Here is a 24,936-nt window from a genome sequence, read left to right as displayed (position 1 = left end):
CATACAGATATGAAAAAGATAACCGCAATTTTTGGAGGATTATTGCTCAGCATTAACCTCATATATGCGCAAGCCACTATATCACCAGCGCCGGCGCAATCAAAACCAATAATATTAACCGGCGCCACCATCCATGTGGGTAACGGGCAGGTAATAAATAATGGTTACATCAGCTTTGATAAAGGCAAAATAACTGCCATAGGCGAGGGCTCAGCGCCAAATACTGCCGGTGCAGATGTTATTGACGCCAGCGGAAAACAGATTTACCCGGGTTTCATTTGCCCGACAACTAACCTCGGCTTAGTTGAGATTGAAGAAGGCGCAAAAGGTACGGTTGATGACTGGGAAACCGGCACGCTTAACCCTAACGTGCGTTCGATAATCGCTTATAATACCGATTCAAAAGTTATACCAACCGTTCGCTCAAATGGTATCCTGATGGCGCAGATCACACCCAGTGGTGAGTTTATCTCGGGGCAATCATCAATAGTACAACTGGATGCCTGGAACTGGGAAGATGCGGCATATAAAACCGATATGGGCATCCACCTGAACTGGCCGGTTGTTCGTTTTGAAAGCAGGAGAGGGGCAGCAACAGGCCCACCACAGGAATCACCAGCCGAAAAGGCCCAGAAAGCCATTGATGCTATCGTGGAGTTATTTACCGAGGCCAAAGCCTATTCGGAAATACCAAAACCAGCCGTTGCCAATTTAAAGTTGGAAGCCATGAAAGGCCTATTCAATGGTACAAAAAAGTTGTTTATTAATGCTGATGGTGCAAGGGAAATTATCCAGTCGGTAGCTTTTGCAAAAAAGTTCGGCATCTCCATAGTAATAGTTGGCGGCGGCGAATCTTATTTGGTTACCGATGTGTTAAAGAACAATAACGTGCCTGTAATACTCACAGAAACCCAACGACTGCCCGATAATGATGAGGACGATGTTTACCTGCCCTACAAACTGCCAAAAATGCTGCAGGATGCAGGTGTTTTATACGGATTGACCGGCACGGGCTTCTGGCGCCAGCGCAACCTGCCCTTCGAGGCCGGGCAGGCGGTTGGCTACGGCTTAAGCAAAGAGCAAGCCCTGAGCATGATCACCCTTAATAACGCCAAAATATTAGGTATAGATAAAACTGTAGGAACGCTGGAAGTTGGTAAGGATGCCACGCTGTTCATCTCCAAAGGCGATGCACTGGATATGATCGGCCTTGATGTACAAACTGCCTTTATCCAGGGGCGGAACATCAACCTGGATAACCTGCACAAGCAACTGTACCGTAAGTTCAGCGCTAAATACGGGTTGAAGGCGAATTTGTAATTGATACATTTATAGCGATAGGTTTCAAACCCATCGCTATGGTAAAGAGTTCTCAATATTCCAGACTTACGAAGTTTTTAAACTTCGTAAGTCTCTTTTCACCCCATTATCAACTCCATTGTTTGTTATATTTGTTAAAGCCTTATCACAATGGACAGAATCTCATTTACCATATTTATACCCGACGGGAAGAAATTTCACTGGACACCAAATTGGATAATGTTGATTTTATGGACTATTACGATCGGTTCCTTTTGGATATTTGACAGTTTCTCTTCATCTAATGACGAATTCAGGACGATAGTTGCATATTGTGTAGGAGGTCTAAGTATTTACTTCATAATAGCTTCATTTTTTACATACAAGGCATTAAATGGCACTTTGGATGGTGAAATCATATTCGAAAATTCTGCTATTATAGTAAATGACGAAACGTTTGAATTGAAAGATATAAATGCCCTGGATTTTAGCTTTTTCGACTATTATGGCAAAACAACAGGCAGCGGTCGCGACTTTAATCCCAAAATGTACCAGGGGGTAAATAATTATGTAACCTTTACTGATAAGTTCAATCAAACACATACCATCTATTTTAAAATGGAAACAGAGCATTCCTATTTGTCGTTAGATACATTTATAAATGCAGCCATAAAGGCCAAAAAGTTGCAATTTAAACGAGGTATCGACCTTTTAGGTATTGAAAATATATCTGATAAGTAAGTCTCTTTTCACCCCCATTGTCATTTCGAACGAGGTACGAGGAGAAATCTTCTTCGCCATGCCGAACGGAAGTGCAAGTCGCAGAAGATTTCTCACTAGCGTTCGAAATGACAATAAGGTTTATAATGGTACTCTGGCTTCAGTCTGTGACTGAACGCCATCAATAAAGAAAGTTTGCAACTTTCTCTACCCCGCGAAACTAAATTTTCCCATCAAAACCGTAGGATTATCCCCGATCTTTATCGGCTCGCCGCACAGGGCTTCATTACCCAGCAAAGCGAACAATATCGCCTCCTTAGCATCCGGATCAATACCTAAGACCGCGGTATCTTGTATCTCAACATCTGGTAATCCCCGCATCAAACTATCCATCACATAAATATTCCTTGCGCCGCCGCCACTGGCAAATAATTTAATATCAGCCGGGAAATTGGCCGTTATAAAATCAGTAATAGTTGTCGCGGTAAAAGCGCTCAACGTACAAACCAGGTCTTCAGCGCTGATGCCCAAAGTGTTCGATCTTTCCTGTGCCGCCTTTATAAAAGCCAGGTTAAACAACTCTGGTCCTGTGGTTTTAGGCGCGATTTCTTTAAAGAACGGGTGACTCAATAACTCACTTAACAAAGCATCGTTTATCTTTCCCGAGTAAGCGATCCGTGAATCTTCATCAAAAGGCTTGTTAAAATATTCCCGGCAGGCAGCATCTATCAGCGTATTACCAGGGCCGATATCGGTACAAAGTATTTTGGTATAATCCTTATCGCCCGGCAGGTAGGTGAGGTTAGCTATGCCGCCGATGTTCAGTAATATCCTGTTTTCACCTGCTTTGCTTCCCAGTAATACATCGCCATATAAAGCCAAGGGGGCCCCCTCACCACCGGCCGCGATATGCTTTTGCCTGAAATCGCTTATAGTTAAGATCCCTGTTTTTACCGCGATATGATCGCCATCGCCAATTTGCAGAGTGGCATTTGGGTAACCTGCTTGTTTGTGCAACCTTTTAGGGGCATGATAAATGGTTTGCCCGTGGCTGGCTATAAAATCAACGGTTTTAGGGTTGATGTTCCAATCTGCCAGGGCCTGTAAAACCAGCTCGGCATGATAGGTGCCGATGTAGGCATTCAGCAAACAAACTTTTTCCAGATCAGCATCGCGGCGGGCAAATACTGCCTTTACTTCTTGTTTAAAAGTATCATCATATGGGATAGTAGTAAATTGCAAAAGGCTGAATTTAGTTTGTAAGCCATTACCGCTAAACCGGCACAGGGCAATATCCAGCCCATCCAGTGATGTGCCCGACATTAAGCCGATGGCTATCTTTTTGTCCTTGCGGGCAATGTCAACCAGCTTTTGCAGGTTATGGTTTAATGGTAACATAGCGCTAAATTACAATACAGTATGCTATTTCAACTGCGAATGCGTACAAATCTTTAACTATACATTTCCACTCATTGGCTTATTCCGAAGCCATAATATTTGAAGAACAAATTAATAATTATAAATTTAGTGACTCTTAATATATTAAACTGAATAATCCATGACTGCTGATCTTAAAGTTAAACAGCCCCGGCTGCTCTCGCTCGATGTGCTGCGTGGCGGAACTATGGCCGCAATGATACTGGTAAATAACCCCGGCGACTGGGCTCATGTTTACCCGCCGCTCGACCATGCTGAGTGGAATGGCTGTACCCCAACAGATCTGATATTCCCATTCTTCCTGTTCATGGTAGGAGTTTCTATCGTGTTTGCTATGGAAAAACGCCTGACCCAAACAGAGGATCACGGCAAGCTGATATGGCATGCTTTTAAACGCATGGTGACCCTGCTGCTGATCAACTACGGCATCCATTTCTTTTTCTCGTTCATCAGTGGCGATTTTAATATACTGAATATTTTACGCAACCTGCGTATCCCGGGCGTTTTGCCCCGTATTGCCGTGGTGTATTTTATATGTACCGTCATCTACCTAAAAACAACACCTAAAACACGGGTGTGGCTGTTTATAAGCGCGCTTATAGGTTACTTCCTTATCATGACCTGTATACCTGTACCGGGCGTTGGCTACGCTAACCTTAATCCCGAAACCAATTTGGGTGCATGGTTGGATCGTTTGGTTTTCGGCACTAACCACCTGTGGCGCGAATCGCATGTTTGGGACCCGGAAGGGATATTAGGCACCATCCCCGCCATAGCAACCGGCTTATTTGGTATAAGAGTAGGAACCTGGCTTAAGGATAAAAATATGGAGGACAGCAAAAAAGTAAACTGGATGTTTGTATATGGTGTGCTGGCTGTTGTATTAGCGCTGTTAGTGGATTTCTTCTTCCCTATTAACAAAAAACTGTGGACAAGCTCGTTTGTGCTATACACCGGTGGTTTGGCAACCGTTGCCCTGGCATTGCTATACTGGCTTATTGATATGAACAATTACAAACGTGCCACACCGTTTTTTGTAACCTTCGGTATGAACTCTATAACAGCATACATACTGGCTGATATTGTTCCGGGCGTATTGGATGCCATACCCGCGCATTATAATGGTAAGCTAACAAACCTGTATGGGTATCTTTACCAAACCCTGTTTGTGCCATTCTTCACACCGGTAAACGCGTCGGTTGCGGCTGCCATTGCACTGGTATTTGTTATCTGGCTTATTTTGTACCCGCTTTACAAGCGTAATATTATTATAAAAGTATAATAGCGGAGCTTTTGTCTGCAGATGGCTATTATTAGTCGCAATACTTTGTAACTAAGAAATACGTTTTGCATCTTAGCAACATATTACCCTACTTAATCTAAAAAATGAATTTCAACAAAAATATATCTGTAGCGGCTTTAGCCTTGTTACTTGCATCGGGTGGCGCTTTTGCCCAGGTTAAGAAAAAGCCTGTTACGCATAGCACCACGCCATCGGCAGCAGCTTCTCAATCAAAAAGCGAGCTGTTACCGGTTGATGCCAATGTTCTCATAGGTAAATTGCCTAATGGTTTAACCTATTATATCCGTAAAAATACCGAGCCTAAAAACCGTGCTGTGTTGTATTTGGTAAGCAAAGCCGGATCGGTTCTGGAAACCGACGCGCAACAGGGCCTTGCCCACTTTACCGAGCATATGGCTTTTGACGGCACACGCGATTTTCCTAAAAATCAACTGGTGGATTATTTACAGAAATCAGGCGTGAAATTTGGCGCTGATCTGAACGCCTCAACCAGTTTTGATGAAACCGTTTACCAACTGCCAATACCTACTGATACTGCAAGTGTATTTGAAAAAGGCTTTACTATACTGGCCAACTGGGCCGGTTATGTAACGTTTGATCCTGCCGAAATGGACAAAGAGCGTGGCATAGTATTGGAAGAAGCCCGCCTGCGTGGTAAAAATGCACAGGAGCGCTTGCAGAAACAGGTTTTCCCGGTATTGCTGAATAACTCCAGGTATGCTGAGCGTATACCTATTGGTAAAGAAGATATTATTAAAAACGCAAGCGTTGCCACCATAAAAGAATTTTATCATGACTGGTACCGCCCCGATCTGCAGGCGGTTATAGCCGTTGGTGATTTTGATCCACAGCGTGTGCTGGCATTAATAAAAAGCAATTTCTCGGCATTAACAAACCCAACACCTGAGAAACCACGTACCCAATATTCCGACCCGCAAGGTGTGGGTACTTCGGTAGTTATTGCAACGGATGCGGAGTTTCCTTATACTTTAGCCGAAATTGTAGTAAAACACCCTGAAACTAAAATAAGAACCACTACCGATTACCTGCAAAGCGTAAGAATAGGTTTGTTTAACCAAATGCTTAACGCGCGTTTGGGTGAATTAACACAAAAACCTAATCCGCCATTCCTTTTCGGACAGGCATCATATGGCAGCTTTTTGGGTAAACAGGATGCTTTTACATCTATCGCGGTAGCAAAAACAGCTGATGACCTGCAAGGTGCTATAAAAGCGGTAGTGGCCGAAACCGAGCGTGCACGCAAGTTTGGCTTTACAGCAACCGAACTGGAACGCGCCAAACAAAATGCCTTAACCCAGCTTCAAAACGCTTACAAGGAAAGGGATAAAACAACATCATCCAGCTTTGTAAATGAGTATGTTGAGCACTTCTTAAATAACCAGGCTATACCGGGTATTGATTTTGAATACAACTTTTATGTAAGCAACATAGGCAAAATTACTCTGGCCGAAATGAATGCCCTTGCCGGTAAATTCATCAGCGATCAAAATCGTGTGGTTGTTGTACAGGCTCCGGATAAAGAGAAAGCGAAACTGCCCGATGATAAAACTTTATTAAGCTGGATAAGCACAGCGGGCAATGGTGTAACCCCGTATGTTGATAATGTAAGTACCGAACCATTACTGGCCCGGAATGATATACCGCGCGGCAGTACAATTGTTAACGTTAAAAAAGATGATTCGCTGCAGGTGGCAACGTTTACGCTGTCGAACGGCGTAAAGATCATACTTAAACCAACTGATTTTAAAAACGACCAGATACTGATCAGCGGCTATAGTTTTGGTGGTACATCATTGGCAAGCGATGCCGATTTCCCTTCGGCAAATTTTGCAGCTGGTATAATTGGCAGTAGTGGCGTGGGTAATATTAACCAGATAAAGCTGGATAAACTGCTGAGCGGTAAAAACATTACCATGTCGCCTTACATTAGCGAAACTACCCAGGGTATATCAGGCAGTTCAACCCCGCAGGACCTGGAAACAGCCCTGCAATTACTGTACCTTTATTTTGCCCAGCCGCGCAAGGATCCGGATATCTGGCAGTCAAACATCACCCAGGCAAAAGCATTTTTAGCTAATCGCAACCTCGACCCTACAAACGTTTATAAGGATACCGTGGCAGCAGTGCTGAACAACTATAACTTCCGCAACCTGGTAACAACAAACGCCCAGCTTGATGCTGCAAGTTTGGATAAGGCATACGACTTTTATAAAGCACGTTTTGCCGATGCCAGCGGTTTTACCTTTACACTGGTTGGTAGTTTTAGCATTGATGATATAATGCCATTATTGCAAACGTATTTGGGTGGCCTGCCAGCAAACGGACATGCTGAAACTTACAAAAACTTAAATATACATCCGCCTGCAGGGCAGGTCACCAGAACTGTTTATAAAGGTATTGGCGATAAAAGTACCGTTCAGCTGGTTTTCAGTGGCGACTATGATTACAATGAGGCTAATAATATACAGGTAGATGCGCTGGAATCGATATTGCAAATTAAGCTTACCGAGCGCCTGCGCGAGCAGGAAAGCGGCGTTTATTCACCGGGCATACGTGCCGATTATGTGAAATTGCCAAACGGCAGGTATACCATTAGCATATACTTTGGATGTGCCCCTGCTAATGTTGATAAGCTGACTGCAGATGCACTTGACGAGGTAAATAAGATAAAACAGAATGGTGCCAGCGCGACAGATATTCAAAAGTTTGTTGCCGAGGATATCCGCTCAACACAGGTACAACTAAGGCAGAACTTTTTCTGGGCAGGATACCTGGCTGGTGGCAACCAAAACCAGGAAAACCCGCACAGGATATTGAACCACCTGAAAGATCTTAACTCGGTAACCGTGCAAAGTACTAGGGATGCTGCCAATAAATACATGAGCGGCACCAACCTTATCAAGTTGATACTGATGCCTGAGAAAAAGTAAAATATTAAAAGAATAGAACTATTATAGCGCCATTGCCTTACCAGGTAATGGCGCTTTTTATTTAGCAAGAACCGGGTTTTAAAGGCTATACGGGTGCCATACTTTTGTTGATATCATTCATAACAAATAAAAGTATCATGCATATTCAAAGTAATCCATCCATTTTATATTTCGGCACGCCGGTAGTGCTCATCAGCACCAAAAACGAAAATGATACAGATAATCTCGCACCTATGTCGTCCATATTTTGGCTGGGCTGGCGATGTATGATAGGGTTGGCGGCAAGTTCAAAAACCACACAAAACCTGATACGCAGTAAACAATGTGTACTGAATCTGCCATCGGTTAACCAGGTGGCAGCTGTCAATCTGCTGGCTAAAACTACCGGCTCAAACCCGGTGCCGCCAGCCAAAATATTGAAGGGCTATCGCCATGTGGCTGATAAATTCACCATAGCCGGCTTAACTAAACAACAATCACATACCGTTAAGCCGCCACGGGTACAGGAATGCCCTGTGCAAATGGAAGCAGTAGTTGAAGCCGCACACGGTTTGGCCGAAAATGATGCAGACCAGCGCGGGCGCATAGTAACATTTGAACTGCTCATAAAAAAGGTTTACCTCGAGCGGTCAATCCTGATGGAGGGCAACAACAACCAGGTTGATCCCGACAAATGGAAACCACTTATTATGAGTTTTCAACAGTTCTATACTTTAGGCGATAAGGTTCACCAATCAACACTGGCGGAGATCCCAGAGCGCATGTACAATACGCCCGATTGGGAGAAAGCGCTTAATACGGAAAACCTTTCCATTAATATAATGTAGGGTGTCATGCTGAGCGATAGTCGAAGCATGTGCGTTGGATATCGAACTATGTATTAACGGCTGTATGGAGTAGAGGCCTTTACCCTCATGCTTCGACTATCGCTCAGCATGACCCTATCCATAATAGGTGATAATTGCGCTCGTCTGTGACGAGTGCTTAAAATGGGCTAGCGATTGTATCGCCGGGGCATTGAAAGAGCACAGACACACTTTTTTTATTTTGAGATGATTTGCGTATTCGGATGAAATGCAATGTATGAAGCAGTCGCATCCTTACGTGGCTCATGTATAATTATCCCAGCACAAACATTCTTGTCATCAATCTCAAAAGCTATCCCTGCGTCGGCATCGTCATAAATAAAATAGAGCTTGCCACCATCTGTATATTGAGCACTCTTTTTTAGATTGAATTCTTTCTTCGATTCAATAGTTTGCAGGTGCATGCCCGCGCTCATATAATCCATAGTCTTAAACCATGGCGATGTGATCCTGATCTGTTTAACCTGGCTCACTTCATCGGCTGCACCCATCTGTTTTGAAAAGAATATCTGGGTTTTATAGCCCGATATATCATGTTTGGTATACCATGTTGATAGTGATTTACCCATCGCAGTATCGCCCGCATCGGGTTTTCCTAATTTGCGGAATACACTATCGGAATTTTCATTAATATCTATGGTACCGATGCTTTGCCCAGGTAGTATCAGCTGCTCCACAGGCACAGGTTTTTCACCGGTAGTATCTGTTATATTTACTTCAGTCGCGGCGGTATCTGTGGCTTTTGAGTTAGGCCGATTTTGCATACACCCGCATAATAAAATCGCTATTACTGCCAGTAAACAATGTTTAAGCATATCTTTATTTTGTAATACAAGGTATAACTAAAATACTATTAATTTGTTAGCGCTATAATGATAACACGGGGCCAGCAGGTAATACAGCAATGGTATAAACAAAAAAACTGGGAGCAATTCGCCTTTCAAAGCGAAATGGAGGCAGCCTATTTAAATGGCTTTTCCGGCTTGCTGAACGCCCCTACCGGCAGTGGTAAAACATTTGCCCTGTTCCTGCCTTTTCTGGCTGATTATATTAACAAACATCCCGATACCTATACCACCCGCAAAAATAATGGTCTGCTCATGTTATGGATCACCCCATTGCGGGCGCTTACCAATGATATTAAAAAAGCCATGCAAGAGGTATGCGATGAGATCGGTATCCCCTGGCAAATAGCTACCCGTACCGGTGATACTCCCGCTGCCGAAAAGCAGGCCCTTAAAAAGAAACTGCCCGAAGTATTGCTCACCACCCCCGAAAGCCTGCACCTCATGCTCGCTCAAAAGGAGTACCCCAAGATATTCGCCGGTTTGCAGGTAGTAGTAATTGACGAATGGCATGAGCTGTTAGGTACTAAAAGAGGGGTACAGGTGGAATTGGGGTTATCCAGGTTGAAAGTCTTGAGTCGGCAGTCTTTAGTCAACAATCAACAGGAAAATAACCATGGACTATCGACCATGGACTATCGACTAAAAATCTGGGGCATCTCCGCAACCATAGGTAACCTTGAACAAGCCGCGGAAGTATTGCTTGGTAACGATTTTCCTGATGAAAAGATCATAATGGTACGGGCTAATCTGGAAAAGAAACTGCTGATCAAATCCATAATCCCTGAAAACATTGAGAATTACTCATGGGCAGGTCACATCGGTATAAAGCTGCTGCCGCAGGTGATGGAGGTTGTGGAAAAGAGCAAAACCACGCTCATATTTACCAATACACGGTCGCAATCCGAGATCTGGTACCATGCTATCTTAGATAATTATCCGGAGTATGCCGGTATTATGGCTATGCACCACGGCTCGCTGGATAACGAGCTGCGCAACTGGGTGGAGGCGGCCCTGCATGCCGAAGCTTTAAAGGTGGTAGTATGTACATCGAGTTTGGATCTGGGTGTTGATTTTCGCCCGGTGGATACCGTGGTACAAGTAGGCAGCCCCAAAGGTGTTGCCCGTTTTATGCAGCGGGCAGGCAGGAGTGGTCACCATCCCGGGGCAGTATCAAAAGCGTATTTCGTGCCTACCCATTCACTGGAACTATTAGAGGGGGCAGCACTGAAGGAAGGCATAAAAAAAGGAATTTTTGAAAGCAGAGACCCCATGCTGCTTACCATGGATGTACTGATCCAATACATGGTTACGTTGGCGGTATCGGATGGTTTTCGAGCCGATGAATTGTTTAGCGAGGTGAAAACAACCTTTGCCTTTGCTGATCTTACCCGCAAGGAGTTTAACCAGTTGTTGGATTTTATAACCAACGGCGGCAAAACCCTGGCGCAATATGATGAGTTTTTAAAGGTTGAGGTAGAGAACGGCCTGTATAAAGTAAATAACCGGCGGGTAGCCATGCGCCACCGCCTCAGCATAGGCACCATAACCAGTGAGTTGAGTATACGCGTAAAATGGCTAAGCGGTGGTAGCTTAGGGACTATCGAAGAAAATTTCATAGCCAAGTTAAGACCGGGCAATGTGTTCTGGTTCGCGGGGCGCAGCCTTGAATTTATCAGGGTGAAGGAGATGACTGCCTACGTAAAAAAATCAAACGCAACAAAAGGGATCATTCCCAGCTGGAACGGTGGCAGGATGCCGCTATCATCACAACTGGCAGCCGTATTTCGTGATAAGCTGGATGAAGTAGCCCATGGTATTGAACAGGATGAGGAAGTTATCGCCCTAAAACCGCTTTTTCAGTTACAGGAAAAATTATCACACCTGCCGCAAAGCCATGAGTTTTTGATCGAGTCATTCAAATCCACCGAAGGGCATCATTTGCTGTTCTATCCTTTCGAGGGCCGTTTGGTGCATGAGGGCATGGCATCGTTGCTGGCCTATCGCATCAGCAAAATAAAAAGCGCTACTTTCTCTATAGCCATGAATGATTATGGTTTTGAACTGTTAACAGACGATGATGTGCCGATAGAAGAAGTGCTGGAAAATACGGATTTCTTTTCTATCGATAATTTGTTGGACGATATCCAGCATAGCCTTAACGCTAATGAAATGGCCCGCCGTCGTTTCAGGGATATTGCACATATCGGAGGCTTGGTGTTCACGGGCTATCCCGGTCAGCAGGTGAAGAATAAGCATTTGCAGGCATCAACCTCATTGCTTTTCGAGGTTTTTAGTGAGTATGAGCCGGATAATCTATTGGTGCGACAGGCTTATAATGAGGCATTAGCTTTCCAGTTGGAAGAGTTCCGTTTGCGCATGGCCTTACAACGCATCAGCAAGCAAAGCATCGTCCTTAAAACAATTGAGCGCCCTACGCCATTCGCCTTTCCTATAATGGTGGATAGCCTTGGTCGTGAAAAATTAACCACCGAAACCATGGAAGAACGCATAGCCAAAATGGCCCGCCGCTACGGTGCCGAAGGCGTTAAGGATGCCGAAAACAAGCGCTCCCGTAAGCCCGGAATTGTTAGGAAAAAAGGTTTATGATATCAAGGATTGTTAATAACATTTTTTATAATGGGGTTATATTTACATAACGAATCAAATCCCTTTTTTTGTCATTCTGAGCGAGAGCGAAGAATCTATTATTCAAGCGAATGGTCAACAAGCGCTTAGCAACAAGCGGATAGGTTCTTCGCTCTCGCTCAGAATGACAAAAAATACCAATATTTTACTAAAAATATTAGTATTTGTAAATAATTAATTATATATTTGCTAGAGAATAATAAAACAATGAGCAACGCGAACGCAGAAAAAATGAAGGCACTGCAGCTTACACTGGATAAGCTGGAGAAATCATACGGAAAAGGAACGATCATGAAATTGGGCGATACCGCTATCGAACCCATTGAAGTAATATCAACCGGCTCATTAGGGCTTGATATTGCCTTAGGTGTGGGTGGTTTGCCAAAGGGAAGGGTTGTTGAAATATACGGGCCTGAATCATCAGGTAAAACGACCCTGGCTATACATGCTATTGCTGAATCACAAAAGAAGGGCGGCATTGCTGCTTTTATTGATGCAGAGCACGCGTTTGATCGTTTTTACGCCAAAAAACTGGGTGTAGATGTAGAGAACCTTTTGATATCACAACCGGATAATGGCGAGCAAGCTTTGGAAATTGCCGATAACCTGATCCGCTCGGGCGCTATTGATATATTAGTTATTGACTCTGTTGCTGCCCTTGTACCTAAAAGTGAAATTGAAGGTGAAATGGGTGACTCTAAAATGGGCCTGCAGGCACGTTTAATGTCGCAGGCGTTACGTAAGCTAACCGGTACCATCAGCAAAACAGGATGCTGCTGTATATTCATTAACCAGTTGCGCGAAAAGATCGGTGTTATGTTCGGTAACCCGGAAACTACTACCGGTGGTAACGCATTGAAATTTTATGCTTCAGTACGTTTGGATGTACGCCGTATATCACAGATCAAGGATACCGACGAAGTATCAGGTAACCGTGTAAAAGTTAAGATCGTTAAGAATAAAGTGGCTCCGCCGTTCCGTATAGCTGAGTTTGACATTATGTTTGGTGAGGGTATCTCAAAAGCAGGTGAGATCATTGACCTGGGTGTTGAACACAACATCATTAAAAAGGCAGGTTCATGGTTCAGCTATGGCGAAACCCGCCTGGGCCAGGGCCGCGATGCAGTTAAGCAATTAATTATGGATAACCCCGAATTAATGGAAGAGCTGGAAATTAAAATAAAAGAAGTTGTAACCGGCGAACATTTAGCTGAAGCGTAAGTGAACCAGGATTTTACTGATTTAAAGGATTACACTGATAATACAAGAATAAGAGCCTTTCTGTTTAACGGAAAGGCTCTATTAGTTTGATTTTATGATGCTAACTCTCTCCGCGCGTCATTGCGAGGAACGAAGCAATCCCTGACTGTGCAGAGAGACCGTGTTAATCAAATTAATTCATTACCGTATATACAATAAGCCGGTGAGCATAGCAGGCGCATTATACACAGGCCCATCAAGTGCAAACATCTTTTTTACATACATATAGGCAATAACACCAATAACGGTGATCAATAAAACAATCAGCCCTATTTTGCCTTTGCGCTTATCCTGGCGCATTATCCAAATTAAAAATGCTATAAGCGGCAATACAAATACCGCATAAAAAATTACCGACGCACCGTTCATATTAGCCCCCAACCCCTAAAGGGGAGTTGAGAAGTACAAAGTTAAATATAATTTCTTTAAAAGTTCCCCCTTTAGGGGGCTAGGGGGCTTATAAAGGCATCCTCGCCAGCGGTGCAATCTCCTGCCCTACAAAATCGCCTTTCAGGTATTTGTGATAACCGGCAATGGCTATCATAGCGGCATTATCGGTACAATATTCCAGTTTCGGTATAAAGCAGTTCCAGCCATTTTTTGCGCCCATTTCAAGCAGACCTTCGCGTAAACCTGTATTGGCCGATACACCGCCTGCTAAGGCAATATCCTTAATGCCATATTCGTCGGCAGCCTTCTTTAACTTGTTCAGTAAGATGGTGGCTATACGCTTCTCAACCGACGCGCAGATATCATTAAGGTTCTCCTGTATAAAATTGGGATTAGCCTTTATGTTATTCTGGATGAAGTATAAAATAGCAGTCTTTAAACCGCTAAAGCTGAAGTCGAAGCCAGGTATTTGCGGCTCGGGGAACTTGTAGGCATCAGGGTTTCCCTGGCGGGCATGTTTATCAATTAAAGGGCCGCCAGGATAGGGCAAGCCCAGTATTTTGCTGGTTTTATCCATGGCTTCGCCCGCAGCATCATCGGTGGTTTGGCCGATAACCTCCATGTCAAAGTAATCTTTTACCAAAACTATTTGTGTATGCCCGCCCGATACCGTCAGGCATAAAAATGGGAATGATGGTTTACGATCGCCGATAAAATGTGCCAATACATGCGCCTGCATATGATTAATTTCAATAAGCGGCAGGTTTTTGGCCAGCGCGAAAGCTTTGGCAAATGATACCCCTACTAATAGTGAGCCTAAAAGTCCGGGCCCGCGTGTAAATGCCACCGCATTGATATCATTTTTGTTTACTTTTGCGTTCAATAGTGCTTGTTGAACTGCAGGAACGATATTTTGCTGATGAACCCTTGAGGCAAGTTCAGGAACCACGCCTCCGTAAGCTTCGTGTATGGTTTGATTGGCAATAACATTGCTCAATATCACACCATCCGCGCAAACCGACGCAGAGGTTTCATCACATGAAGATTCGATTGCTAATATTACAGGCAATTTTTGAAAGTTAAAAGTCAAAAGTTAAAAGTCAAAAGTTGTGATTCGATAAAACAAGTTACCTGTTTTTGAATTTTTACTTTTGAATTAAATACAAAGTTATTAAAAAAGTACTCAAAATAGTCCTCGGTTTGGTGTTGCTCATTTTTATGATATTGAGCATACTATTACTTGTGTTTCAGTACAAGCCGGTGCAAACATGGGCTGCCAAAAAAGCTACTGCCTATTTATCAGAGCAGTTGCATACTACGGTGAGCATAAAAAGCCTGTACCTTCAGCCTTTTACTTCTATTGTATTGGAGGATTTTTATGTGCTCGATAAAACTAAAGATACCCTGCTCAATACCCCAAAACTTACCGTTGATATCAACGGCTTTTCACTTCTTAGTAGCATTAGTAAGCGTACCCTCGACCTCAGTTTGGTAAAACTGGATAACAGCTCCGTTTATCTGAAAAGATTGAAGGACAGCAGTACAAACCTATCATTCATACTCAAATATTTCAGCTCGCCCGATACGAGTAAGACCCCTGGCAAACCCTGGCAGGTTATATTTGAAAAGGTGGCTATCAACAATCTGCATTTTCGCTATAAAAATCAACTGGTTGATACGGTAATAAACGGTGTGAATTTTGACGATATTGACCTTACACACTTCACCACGGTGGTAAACAATATGGATATCACTAACCATTTGTTTAAGGGCAATGTACATAATCTTACTTTTCATGAAAAGAGTGGGTTCTATGTAAAAAATCTGACTACCAATGCTACGGTTGATACCGACCAGATACTGGCACAAAACCTTTTCCTGCTCACAGAGAGATCAAGCCTGAGAAACTACTTCAGAATGAAATTTAAATCATTTAATGATTTTGATGATATTGAGGATAAGGTATATATGGACGGCGATTTCCATTCGTCGCGGATCTCCTCATCAGATATTGCCTTTTTTACAAGCGGATTGGAAAAAGTTAAGTTTGATTTAGGGCTTGATGGTCGCATAAAAGGCTTTGTGAAAAACCTGAGCGCCAAAAATCTGCTGGTTACCGGCGGGCAGGCAACATACGTTCGGGGCGATTTCAGGCTGAGAGGATTGCCCAACTGGGACAATACTTTCCTGGAACTCAACTTTCAGCAAATTGCTACTAATAAAAAAGATCTGGATTATTTGTACAGCAATTTCAGCGGCGACCGTAACGCTAAGGTTCCGGATATCATCGCCAAATTCGGCAATATAAACTTTACCGGCAGGTTCACCGGCTTGCAAAACGACTTTGTGGCTTTCGGTATTTTTAAAACCAAAATGGGCCGGTTTGATTCTGATATCAACCTTAAAATAAATAAAGCAGGTACACCGGCATACAGCGGCAAGCTAAGTACCAGTGATTTTGCGCTCGGCGACTTGCTTGATATAAGCGATATTGGGCGCACTACACTAAGCGCCGATGTAAAAGGAAGCGGCGATGCTTTAAAAAATTTAAATGAGGCCGTTAATGCCAGGATCACTTATCTGGATTTTAAAGGCTACAAGTATAATAACCTTACTTTAAACGGCACATTTGCTAAAAAACTGGCCAGCGCTAAAATCAGCATAAATGATAAAAACATTAAGCTAAACTTAAATGGCAGTATTAATCTGGCTCCCGCTTTGCCTGTATATGATTTTGCAGCTGATATACAGGAAGCTCATTTGCATACGCTTAAATTATTACAGGATACCATCATCCTCAGCACAAATTTGAAGACTCACTTTGATGGGAACAGCCTGCAAAATATCGAAGGCAGTGTTGATCTTTCGCCATTAAGGGTAATTGATCCAAGGCATAATTATTTGGTTGATTCGGTATACTTAGCAGCAACCGGATTAGGCGAGGGCAGGGTAATTTCCCTAAAATCAGATTTTGCAGATGGCAGCATTACGGGTAGTTATGACCTGGCTACATTGCCTGCTTATTTTCAAGCCCTTGTTAAAAGGTATATTCCATCGTTGCAACGGGAGCCTGTAATCACAAAGCCACAAAACTTTGCATTTACGCTCAGTCTTAAAAATTTAGATCCGCTAACATCCATTTTTATACCCGATCTTAAAGTTCCCGATCAGGGTACATTTGCAGGTCAGTTTAACTCAACCAATGAAACAGCTACGCTTAACGGTTATGTTAAAACTATACAATATGGCAAAACGGTATTTCATGATCTTATTATTGATGAAAGTACAAGTAACGGGCAGCTGGGTATCAACTTGTCACTAAGCCGGATAGATCTTACAGATAGTTTGTTTATCAAGAATATCGATATATCAAACAACATCAGGAAAGATAGCCTAAATTTCAACGTTAAACTGGCGGACAAAAATGCGGTTAACCAGCTGGATCTTTACGGCCTGGTAAGGTTTGGGCATGATACCCTGGCAAAAGTAACATTACTGCCATCGGATGTTATACTTGAGCACAAGGACTGGAAATTGCAAGACCAAGCGCAGATAAGGTTTTTGGATGGTAAAACGCAGGTACAGGGTTTTCAGCTCTCAAACGGGCCGCAAAAGGTGAAAATTGATGGTTTTATATCCGATAAGCCGGAAGATAAACTAAAGGTGCTGTTTGAAAAATTCAGCATGAGCACCTTTGATCAACTTACCCGCCTTTCGGGTATAACGCTGAAAGGTGCACTTAATGGCGATGTGGTGCTTTCCGGGATCACAAAATCGCCGGGAATGGATGCCCATTTGGGTATCGACTCGCTTACCATGAATAAAACGCTGGTGGGTAATGTGAAAATTGAATCGGCCCTGGATAATGACCGCCAGCAAGCAGGTGTAAAAGTAAGCATCAATAACCGCGGTATGGAAACGATGAACATTGACGGTATATATTCACTTGCAAAGGATGCAGGCGATAATGCCCTTAACTTCAATGTAAAGATGGATCATGCTGAAACTATCATATTTGAACCATTTATAAAAGACCTGGTATCCTCTCCGCAGGGAACAATATCCAGCGATCTGAAACTGAGCGGGCCGGTGGATAAACCCCAGTTGAATGGCGATATCACTTTTGTCAACACGGGCTTTACGGTAAATTATCTTAAAACTGCTTATGTTTTAAATGATAAGGTAAGTGTGGCTAACAGCGTGATCAACATTAATAATTTAATACTTAAAGATACGCATGGCGGCCAGGGAACTATAAACGGTAAAGTTGATTTGAACAACCTGGACAACCCGGATATTGAGGCAACCGTTGATGCCAAAAATCTGATGGCGCTGAATACTACCTTTAAGGATAACCATATTTACTATGGAACTGCTTTTGGTACAGGTACATTTGCATTTAACGGGCCTGTTAATTCCATGAAAATTAATATCAAGGCAAAAACCATGGCCGGAACTGTGTTTAATATCCCATTAAATACTTCGTCGACAGCCGGGGAGTATGATTTTATAAAATTTGTGAGCCATAAGGATACCACCAAAGCCGTTACCGGGCCAAAAGCCTTTGATGGGGTAACCTTGAATCTTGATCTTACCGTTGATGAAAAAACGGTAGTTAAAATATCTACAGATTATGGCGTGCTCGAAGGGAGCGGACAGGCCACTAATTTATTGCTGAACATAACCAGTTTGGGTGACTTTGAAATGTTTGGCGACTTTCTGATATCATCGGGTAAGTTTGAGTTTACGGCTAAAAACTTTATCAGCAAAAACTTTGTGGTAAACCAGGGTGGTACCATCCGCTGGACGGGTAACCCCTCCAATGCCGAAATAAACCTGAATGCTATTTATGAAGTTCGTACTGATATAGCCAATCTTTATTCTGCTGCGGGTTTGGCATCCCCAAAAGGAAGTGAGCAAGTACTGGTACAGGCTGAGCTGATCATTACCAAATCACTCTTACAGCCAAATATCGATTTCGACTTTAACTTCCCTACCGATCCTTCAATTAAGGATGACCTGGGTACTTATCTTACCGATTACAACAACCGCAGCCAGCAGGCATTAAGTATTATAGTGCGCCGGAGTTTTGCATCGGGTAACGCCAGCAACTTAACCAACCAGGTGTTGGGAACAGCAGGCGACGCAGTGAGCGAATTTGCGTTTAATAAGCTGAATACATTTATTTCCCAATCGAACATTAAAAACTTTGACCTTAGCCTTCGCTCATTTAATGATGCCAGCGCTACATTCAGGTTATTAGATAATCGCCTTGTACTTAACGGAAGTTTGTTTAGCAATACAGGTGGTAACGATATATTTAATAACTCAGGAAACCTGATAAACTCTAGCTATAATAACCTTACCAAAGATTTTGAGGCCGAATACTCGATTAGGAAAGATGGTAACCTAAAGGCACGTTATGCCTACCGGGTGTTAAACAGTACCACTTTAAATACCATTGACCAGCTGAGCGTTCAATATGTAAATGCCGTAGGTTTGGTTTACCAAAGAGATTTTGATACATTCGGCGAGTTCTTCAAAAACTTTTTCGGCGGCAATAAACGTAAAACACCGGCACCCGTAAAACCTGCTACAACAACAGATACGCCGGCGGTAACTACCAAGCCTGAAAATACTACTACTCCTGATAAACCAGATGGCGGCGATGATGATCAGTGATCACGCAAAATAGCATGATCCATCCTGTCTCTTTTTGTCCTTAAATAAGCCTCGTTATGCGGATTGGATGCGATCTCGATAGGGATATTTTCAACCACTTCAAGTCCGTAGCCAATTAAGCCTGCACGTTTTTTAGGGTTATTGGTCATTAAACGCATTTTTGATACACCCAGGCTGCGTAATATTTGCGCGCCTACGCCGTAATCGCGTTCATCCATTTTAAAGCCTAGCTGCAGGTTGGCATCAACGGTGTCGAAACCGTTTTCCTGTAAATGGTAGGCCTTTAGTTTATTGATGAGGCCAATGCCCCGGCCCTCCTGGTTCATGTAAACAATTACGCCTTTGCCTTCCTTGTTTATCATCTCCATTGCTTTATGCAGCTGTGGGCCGCAATCGCAGCGACATGAGCCAAATATATCGCCGGTTACGCATGAACTATGTACACGAACCATAATGGGCTCATCGGGCTTCCATGTGCCTTTTACAAGTGCAAGGTGGTTTTCGCCTGTGTTTTTTTGTGTGAAGGCGATCATGTCAAAATCACCAAATTCAGTCGGCATTTTAACGGCAACCTCGCGGGTTATCATGCTCTCGGTATCCAGGCGGTAAGCGATCAGGTCTTTTATCGATACAATTTTAAGGTCGAATTCTTTTGCTATAACCAATAACTCAGGTAAGCGGGCCATTTCGCCATCTTCCTTCATTATTTCGCATATTACACCTGCAGGCTCAAATCCGGCTAAAACAGCCAGGTCAATAGCAGCTTCGGTATGCCCGGTACGGCGCAATACACCACCATCCTTAGCTATTAAAGGGAATATATGGCCGGGCCTGCCCAAATCTTCAGGCTTAATTGCCGGGTCGATAAGTGCCAGTACTGTTTTTGAACGATCGGAAGCAGAGATACCTGTGGTGCAATCTTTAAGCAGATCAACAGAAACAGTAAAATTTGTTTCGTGCGATGTGGTGTTATGGCTCACCATCGGCTCCAGGTCAAGCTCACGTGCGCGGTTTTTAGTAATTGGCGCGCAAACCAGCCCGCGGCCATAGCGTACCATAAAGTTTATAGTTTCAGGCGTAGCGTTACGTGCTGCAGTTAAAAAATCACCCTCATTCTCCCTGTCTTCATCATCAACCACTATAATAGTTTTACCGGCTTGTATAGCTTCTATCGCCTCTTGTATTGTATTTAACATGTTGTTCTATATGGATTGTAAACAGGTTGTAAGGGTTTTATGTGCCCTCCTGTTTAATTTACACAAATTTAGCTTATAATATAATTAAACGGGTCTTCGCTTTGTAAAATCAATAAATGCAGGATGTTTCAGGGATTACGGAATAAAACCGGCTTTAGTTGCTTGGCACCTCTTTGCGCTTAAATATTTTGTTAAAGTAGCGTTTATACAGGTCCATATCAAACAATGCCGAATCTGTAGCTGCTTTGTATGACAGGAAGAAGCCTATGGGCGTTAGTATGAATATGGAGATCCACATACCCAAAATAGGGGACATGCCGCCATCTTTCACCGATTTTTCGCCTATGGTTGATATGATATAATAGATAAGAAAGAAAGCTACCGAAACAACAACAGGTAAACCCAGGCCGCCCTTGCGTATAATGGCGCCAAGTGGCGCGCCAATTAAAAACAGTACTAAACAAACCGCCGATAAGGTATATTTTTTCTGATACTCAACAGTTGAGCGCCGTATATCATGCGCTTCATCAGCGGTTACCTGTGAATTGTTTTTTACCATGGTTGAGATGGCACGCGCCTCACTTGCCGCATTTGACAAGGCCGACAGCTGCTCATTTAATTTTAAGTCTTTTAGCACATTGCTCTTGCCCGGCAGGTATTTTTCGTTAGATTTTACGTTGTGGGCTATAACAAAATAGCGCATAATAGGCATTATGGACCTAAGCTGCGCTGTATTGGTACTATCAATATGGTGCTGGGTGTCTTTTTTATAATCCCTTAACTGCTTCAGGTTCATCATTTGGAAAGCAGATTTAAATGCATCCTGGTCGGTACGCTTTAACACAAAGCCCGATAGGTCGAGCTTTTGCTCCATATCCTTAAAGCGGAAACGCATTAACCGCTGCCGGGGATTAAAGCCGTTTGCATCGCCCGATTCTTCATAACGTACACCATCCTTAAGTTTTAAAACCAGGTACTGATCGCGGGCGGTGCGGTACATGCGGCCTTCTTTGGCATGCAATACAATATTGTTATTATGGATCTCATCTTTTTGGTAAATAATAATGCCGTATAATAGCTGTCCGTCGGCTCCCTTTTTTTCTACACGGATGTTATAGCCCGGGAAACTCGGGCTGAATACCCCCTCAGGCAGCAAATTTGCCGACCGCTGCTGGCGTACATCGTACAGTAACGAGAAATATTTAAGATTAGCTACCGGCAGCATGTAATCCGAAAAAATAAATGCGGAGACGCTTAATATCGATACAATAATGATCATGGGGTACATGGCCCTCACCAATGAGATCCCGGCTGATTTTATGGCTACAAGTTCATAATTTTCGCCAAGGCTGCCGTAGGTCATGATGGTGGAGAGCAGTATGGACAGGGGAAGCGCCATAGCCACATTGGTAGCCGAGGCGTACACCATGAGCTCAAGTATAATATACCAGGCAAAGCCTTTGCCTATCAGATCGTCAATGTATTTAAATAAAAATAGCATCAACAATACAAACATCACTATAAAAAAGGTGACCACAAAAGGCCTTATAAATGATTTAAGTATTAGGAGATGGATCTTTTTCATTCAGCTGCTGACCTGTATTAGCGCAATAAAACCTGAGCGGTAATTTTTGATGAAATTACCGTGCAGATTCAAAAACGTAAAATTAAGAAAAATTGTATAAGCTTAGGCCCCTAATACGCTTATGAGGTAATCGATTTGGTTGTTCCATATCAGTTTGCGCTCCGAAATGGTATCTTCTGTGGCAAAATCTGTTATGCTCAGGGCAACATCGTTGGTTAATTCGTCCTGTAAAATTTCCATTTCAAAATAACATTGCGGCTCATCATCAACCCACTTAAACCGCACCAGTTTATTTTCTTTTAACATTAACAATTTTGCTTTTTGCTGCTCATCGTCCCAGGTAAAAGTGTACACCTGGTCTCTAACAGTCACATTATCAGCAAACCACTGGGTAAGGCCATTAGCTTCGTTCAGGAAGCCATACAATATCCGGGGTGAGGATTTTATCTCATATTCAATGGTAAATTTTTTCTTTTCGGGCATACAGGTTTATCAATAGAAAGCAACAGAAGATGTAAATGTTAACATTTTTTCTAAAGAAAACGAATTTCTGCTATATTTGCAAACCTTTTTAGGATGGGTTACTAACATTACCACAATCCGGAGGCTTATTATCGCATACCTGGTAATAAACAATAAGGCGGGGTAGCTCAGATGGTTAGAGCGTAGGATTCATAACCCTAAGGTCGGCAGTTCGATCCTGCTCCCCGCTACTTAAGCCGCTTTACGAAAGTAGAGTGGCTTTTTTTATAAAGATTATATCCTATATTTAATTAATGAAAGTGTTTAGCGATAATAGAAAAATATTGATAACTCAGATTATATCTTATGTTATTTTTGCTTCGGCAATATTGGGCAAAAATATCTCAAGTATTGCCCCGATACTTAGCTCTTATAAGTATTTTCTTATTGTTGCCTTTTTTGTGACCCAGGCATTTATGATTTACTTTATAATTCAGGAAAAGAAGCAGCAGGCGGCTAAAAATCACTTAGAAGAATAAAATTTTCCATAAAATATTTTTAAGAATTGCCCACTGGGGCTACTGAAAGAAAGCTCCTTTTGGGATAGTTCTTGTTTGAAAATTATTACAGTTTTCAACGTACAAATTAAAACAATACCCATGAAACACGACGATGTAGTTGCGGCCCTGAAAACAATTGCAGATAAAGGCAAGGCAATAAATATAAGTAAGGATGATTTGCAGGGCCTGAAAGCATACAACCTGATAGAAATTACAAAAGGCCAGGAAAATGATAGGTCGCCGGAGTGTGTATTGACTAAAAAAGGACGGGTAATGCTTAAAGCAAACTCGAAATAATACGGGATATGTTTTCTTACAAATATTGAGCATGGGGTCACCCTGAGGCACTCGAAGGGTAAGCGTAAAGGCCTTTGCCCGCATACTTCGAGTGCCTCAGCATGACACCCTTTTTAGTCTTCCGAACACCTATGGCAAGATGCTTGTATTATTTTAGGTCGAAGTTACGCTATGCTAAACTTCGACCAGTTAGATCCCTGCTATTTTATTACACGCGGCATATTTTATTCTCAGATCATTTATACTGCTCATCAGTAACGTGTTCCATCCAATCAACGGGTGAACCGTTCAGTTTTTCCTGTATGGCGATGTGGCTCATGGCGGTAACATCGGTTGCCCCGTGCCAGTGTTTTTCCTGCGGGAAGAAATAAACAACATCGCCAGGGTGAATATTCTGTTTTGCTTCGCCTTCGCGTTGTACCCAACCGGCCCCTGCGGTAACAATTAATGTTTGCCCAAACGGGTGTGTATGCCAGGCTGTACGGGCTCCGGGTTCAAAGGTGACCAACGCCATCGAAACGCGTGATGGTTCAGGCGGGTTATTCAGCGGGTCGATCCTTACAGTTCCGGTAAAATAATCTGTGGGGCCTTTGCCTGAGGGCTGTGAGCCGCTTCGTATAATTTCCATATTGATGTATATTTATTTAAAAGTACTTACAGTACAAAGGTGATAATATGTTAATGGATAACATTTATACAGGTTACAGATTTGCTTACCACTTTTTACGGCTTTGCACCTGATAACATTACCTGCCGGAACTAAACGCTTACGAACCTGAAGCTTTATTTCGCCGGTAAGCAGTTTTTTATTTTCGGTAGATTTTGCCAAAAGAGGGTCAGCCGAATTTTTGGTAATTTCCTGGCAGGTGATTTTGTTGGCATACCCGGCTTGAGTACTTACTACACTTATATAATTTGCCTGCCCTTCAATTACCAATATCTTCAACGGCTCTGATTTTTTTCCGTTTGAAATCCCTCCGCTTACAACGCTAACGGTATGCGCACCAACGGTTATATTATGTATGGAGAAAGATTTGTTTTTCAATTTACATATTAATGTATCATCGAGATAGAAGCGATAATTGACCGCGGAGCCGGTATATCCCGTTACGCGGATAAGATAAACCTGCCCTGTTTTAGCCTGCGAAAAACCATTAGGTGAGAAGGTTAGCATAAGTGCAAAAAAAGCAAGGACTTTAATCATTTTCATAGATGTAAAGTTTGTTTAATAAATGAGTACTCAATATAAGATTTTAAGATTATTAAACGGGGTTATTGGGCTTTTGTTTAGCTAAACTAGAATTTTGGCTATTCAGTAAGCGAAATTGCCTATCAATTAGGATTTGAGCACCTGCAATCTTTCAGCAAGCTATTCAAGACTAAAACCAACTTTTCGCTTTTGGAGTTCAGGACTTCGTTTAATTAAAAGAAGCG

The 24,936-nt window shown here is 42.8% G+C and carries 19 protein-coding genes, 1 tRNA gene and 1 pseudogene; 12 read left to right on the top strand and 9 right to left on the bottom strand.

The window, feature by feature from the left end:
* The first annotated feature begins 9 nt into the window (after positions 1-9).
* Positions 10-1,320 (top strand): amidohydrolase family protein, encoded by a 1,311-nt coding sequence (locus BLU33_RS21695; RefSeq protein ID WP_091378226.1) that lies wholly within the window; start codon positions 10-12, stop codon positions 1,318-1,320.
* Between the two features lie 150 nt (positions 1,321-1,470).
* Positions 1,471-2,040: a hypothetical protein gene (locus tag BLU33_RS21690; RefSeq protein ID WP_091378222.1), complete on the top strand. Its 570-nt coding sequence runs from the start codon at positions 1,471-1,473 to the stop codon at positions 2,038-2,040.
* 186 nt (positions 2,041-2,226) lie between these two features.
* On the opposite strand, the gene BLU33_RS21685 is transcribed toward BLU33_RS21690, so the two are convergent.
* Positions 2,227-3,417, bottom strand: coding sequence for an anhydro-N-acetylmuramic acid kinase (locus BLU33_RS21685; protein WP_091378219.1), 1,191 nt, complete (start codon positions 3,415-3,417; stop codon positions 2,227-2,229).
* Positions 3,418-3,577: 160 nt separating this feature from the next.
* On the opposite strand from BLU33_RS21685, the gene BLU33_RS21680 reads away from it, so the two are divergent.
* The 3 genes from BLU33_RS21680 (at position 3,578) to BLU33_RS21670 (ending at position 8,537) form a co-directional block, all read left to right on the top strand.
* The gene (locus tag BLU33_RS21680) at positions 3,578-4,738 is read left to right on the top strand and encodes an acyltransferase family protein (RefSeq protein WP_091378216.1); all 1,161 of its coding nucleotides are present in this window, start codon (positions 3,578-3,580) and stop codon (positions 4,736-4,738) included.
* 104 nt (positions 4,739-4,842) lie between these two features.
* Positions 4,843-7,710, top strand: coding sequence for a M16 family metallopeptidase (locus BLU33_RS21675; RefSeq protein WP_091378212.1), 2,868 nt, complete (start codon positions 4,843-4,845; stop codon positions 7,708-7,710).
* Between the two features lie 137 nt (positions 7,711-7,847).
* Entirely contained in the window at positions 7,848-8,537 is a 690-nt protein-coding gene (locus BLU33_RS21670; protein WP_091378209.1) for a flavin reductase family protein, read from the top strand.
* Between the two features lie 215 nt (positions 8,538-8,752).
* Here BLU33_RS21670 and BLU33_RS21665 read toward each other — a convergent pair whose 3' ends face one another.
* Positions 8,753-9,340 carry a hypothetical protein gene (locus BLU33_RS21665; protein ID WP_091378206.1) on the bottom strand — a complete coding sequence of 196 codons (588 nt, stop codon included), beginning with the start codon at positions 9,338-9,340 and terminating at the stop codon, positions 8,753-8,755.
* A 108-nt stretch (positions 9,341-9,448) separates the two neighbouring features.
* Here BLU33_RS21665 and BLU33_RS21660 point away from each other — a divergent pair, with 108 nt between their 5' ends.
* Both BLU33_RS21660 and recA read left to right on the top strand, forming a co-directional pair.
* The gene (locus BLU33_RS21660) at positions 9,449-12,031 is read left to right on the top strand and encodes a ligase-associated DNA damage response DEXH box helicase (protein WP_172829281.1); all 2,583 of its coding nucleotides are present in this window, start codon (positions 9,449-9,451) and stop codon (positions 12,029-12,031) included.
* Between the two features lie 246 nt (positions 12,032-12,277).
* On the top strand, positions 12,278-13,291 hold the full coding sequence (recA, locus tag BLU33_RS21655) for a recombinase RecA (RefSeq protein ID WP_091378201.1): 1,014 nt from the start codon (positions 12,278-12,280) through the stop codon (positions 13,289-13,291).
* Positions 13,292-13,471: 180 nt separating this feature from the next.
* On the opposite strand, the gene BLU33_RS21650 is transcribed toward recA, so the two are convergent.
* Together BLU33_RS21650 and tsaD are read right to left on the bottom strand one after the other, a co-directional pair.
* Complete coding sequence (locus BLU33_RS21650) at positions 13,472-13,630, bottom strand: hypothetical protein (protein ID WP_157682312.1); 159 nt, start codon at positions 13,628-13,630, stop codon at positions 13,472-13,474.
* Positions 13,631-13,787: 157 nt separating this feature from the next.
* The gene (gene tsaD / locus BLU33_RS21645; RefSeq protein WP_091380890.1) at positions 13,788-14,789 is read right to left on the bottom strand and encodes a tRNA (adenosine(37)-N6)-threonylcarbamoyltransferase complex transferase subunit TsaD; all 1,002 of its coding nucleotides are present in this window, start codon (positions 14,787-14,789) and stop codon (positions 13,788-13,790) included.
* A 155-nt stretch (positions 14,790-14,944) separates the two neighbouring features.
* Here tsaD and BLU33_RS21640 point away from each other — a divergent pair, with 155 nt between their 5' ends.
* Entirely contained in the window at positions 14,945-19,402 is a 4,458-nt protein-coding gene (locus tag BLU33_RS21640) for a translocation/assembly module TamB domain-containing protein (RefSeq protein ID WP_157682311.1), read from the top strand.
* Here the strand turns inward: BLU33_RS21640 and BLU33_RS21635 are convergent.
* The 3 genes from BLU33_RS21635 to BLU33_RS21625 all read right to left on the bottom strand — a co-directional run bounded on the left by BLU33_RS21635 (position 19,396) and on the right by BLU33_RS21625 (position 22,666).
* On the bottom strand, positions 19,396-20,598 hold the full coding sequence (locus BLU33_RS21635; RefSeq protein WP_091378191.1) for a bifunctional 3,4-dihydroxy-2-butanone-4-phosphate synthase/GTP cyclohydrolase II: 1,203 nt from the start codon (positions 20,596-20,598) through the stop codon (positions 19,396-19,398). The two genes, BLU33_RS21640 and BLU33_RS21635, sit on opposite strands and share 7 nt — an antisense overlap.
* Positions 20,599-20,752: 154 nt before the next feature.
* Entirely contained in the window at positions 20,753-22,183 is a 1,431-nt protein-coding gene (locus BLU33_RS21630) for an LptF/LptG family permease (protein ID WP_091378188.1), read from the bottom strand.
* A 102-nt stretch (positions 22,184-22,285) separates the two neighbouring features.
* Positions 22,286-22,666, bottom strand: coding sequence for an START-like domain-containing protein (locus tag BLU33_RS21625; RefSeq protein ID WP_091378185.1), 381 nt, complete (start codon positions 22,664-22,666; stop codon positions 22,286-22,288).
* A 156-nt stretch (positions 22,667-22,822) separates the two neighbouring features.
* Here BLU33_RS21625 and BLU33_RS21620 point away from each other — a divergent pair.
* From BLU33_RS21620 to BLU33_RS21610, 3 genes are all read left to right on the top strand, one after another.
* A tRNA-Met gene (locus tag BLU33_RS21620) sits at positions 22,823-22,896 on the top strand.
* A gap of 63 nt (positions 22,897-22,959) precedes the next feature.
* Positions 22,960-23,184 (top strand): hypothetical protein, encoded by a 225-nt coding sequence (locus BLU33_RS21615; RefSeq protein WP_091378183.1) that lies wholly within the window; start codon positions 22,960-22,962, stop codon positions 23,182-23,184.
* Between the two features lie 120 nt (positions 23,185-23,304).
* Entirely contained in the window at positions 23,305-23,502 is a 198-nt protein-coding gene (locus BLU33_RS21610; RefSeq protein WP_091378180.1) for a hypothetical protein, read from the top strand.
* Between the two features lie 235 nt (positions 23,503-23,737).
* Here the strand turns inward: BLU33_RS21610 and BLU33_RS21605 are convergent, their stop codons facing one another.
* Together BLU33_RS21605 and BLU33_RS21600 are read right to left on the bottom strand one after the other, a co-directional pair.
* Positions 23,738-24,130: a (R)-mandelonitrile lyase gene (locus BLU33_RS21605; protein WP_091378178.1), complete on the bottom strand. Its 393-nt coding sequence runs from the start codon at positions 24,128-24,130 to the stop codon at positions 23,738-23,740.
* A gap of 12 nt (positions 24,131-24,142) precedes the next feature.
* The gene (locus tag BLU33_RS21600) at positions 24,143-24,712 is read right to left on the bottom strand and encodes a hypothetical protein (protein WP_091378176.1); all 570 of its coding nucleotides are present in this window, start codon (positions 24,710-24,712) and stop codon (positions 24,143-24,145) included.
* Positions 24,713-24,814: 102 nt separating this feature from the next.
* Between BLU33_RS21600 and BLU33_RS21595 the strand changes: the two are divergent.
* Positions 24,815-24,928, top strand: a pseudogene (locus BLU33_RS21595) (AraC family transcriptional regulator); the annotation flags it as partial.
* Positions 24,929-24,936 lie beyond the last annotated feature (8 nt).

This window comes from Mucilaginibacter mallensis (genome assembly GCF_900105165.1).
Classification (GTDB): domain Bacteria; phylum Bacteroidota; class Bacteroidia; order Sphingobacteriales; family Sphingobacteriaceae; genus Mucilaginibacter; species Mucilaginibacter mallensis.
Note: the sequence above shows the minus strand (reverse complement) of the source record. Positions and strands in the feature narration are given on the sequence as shown.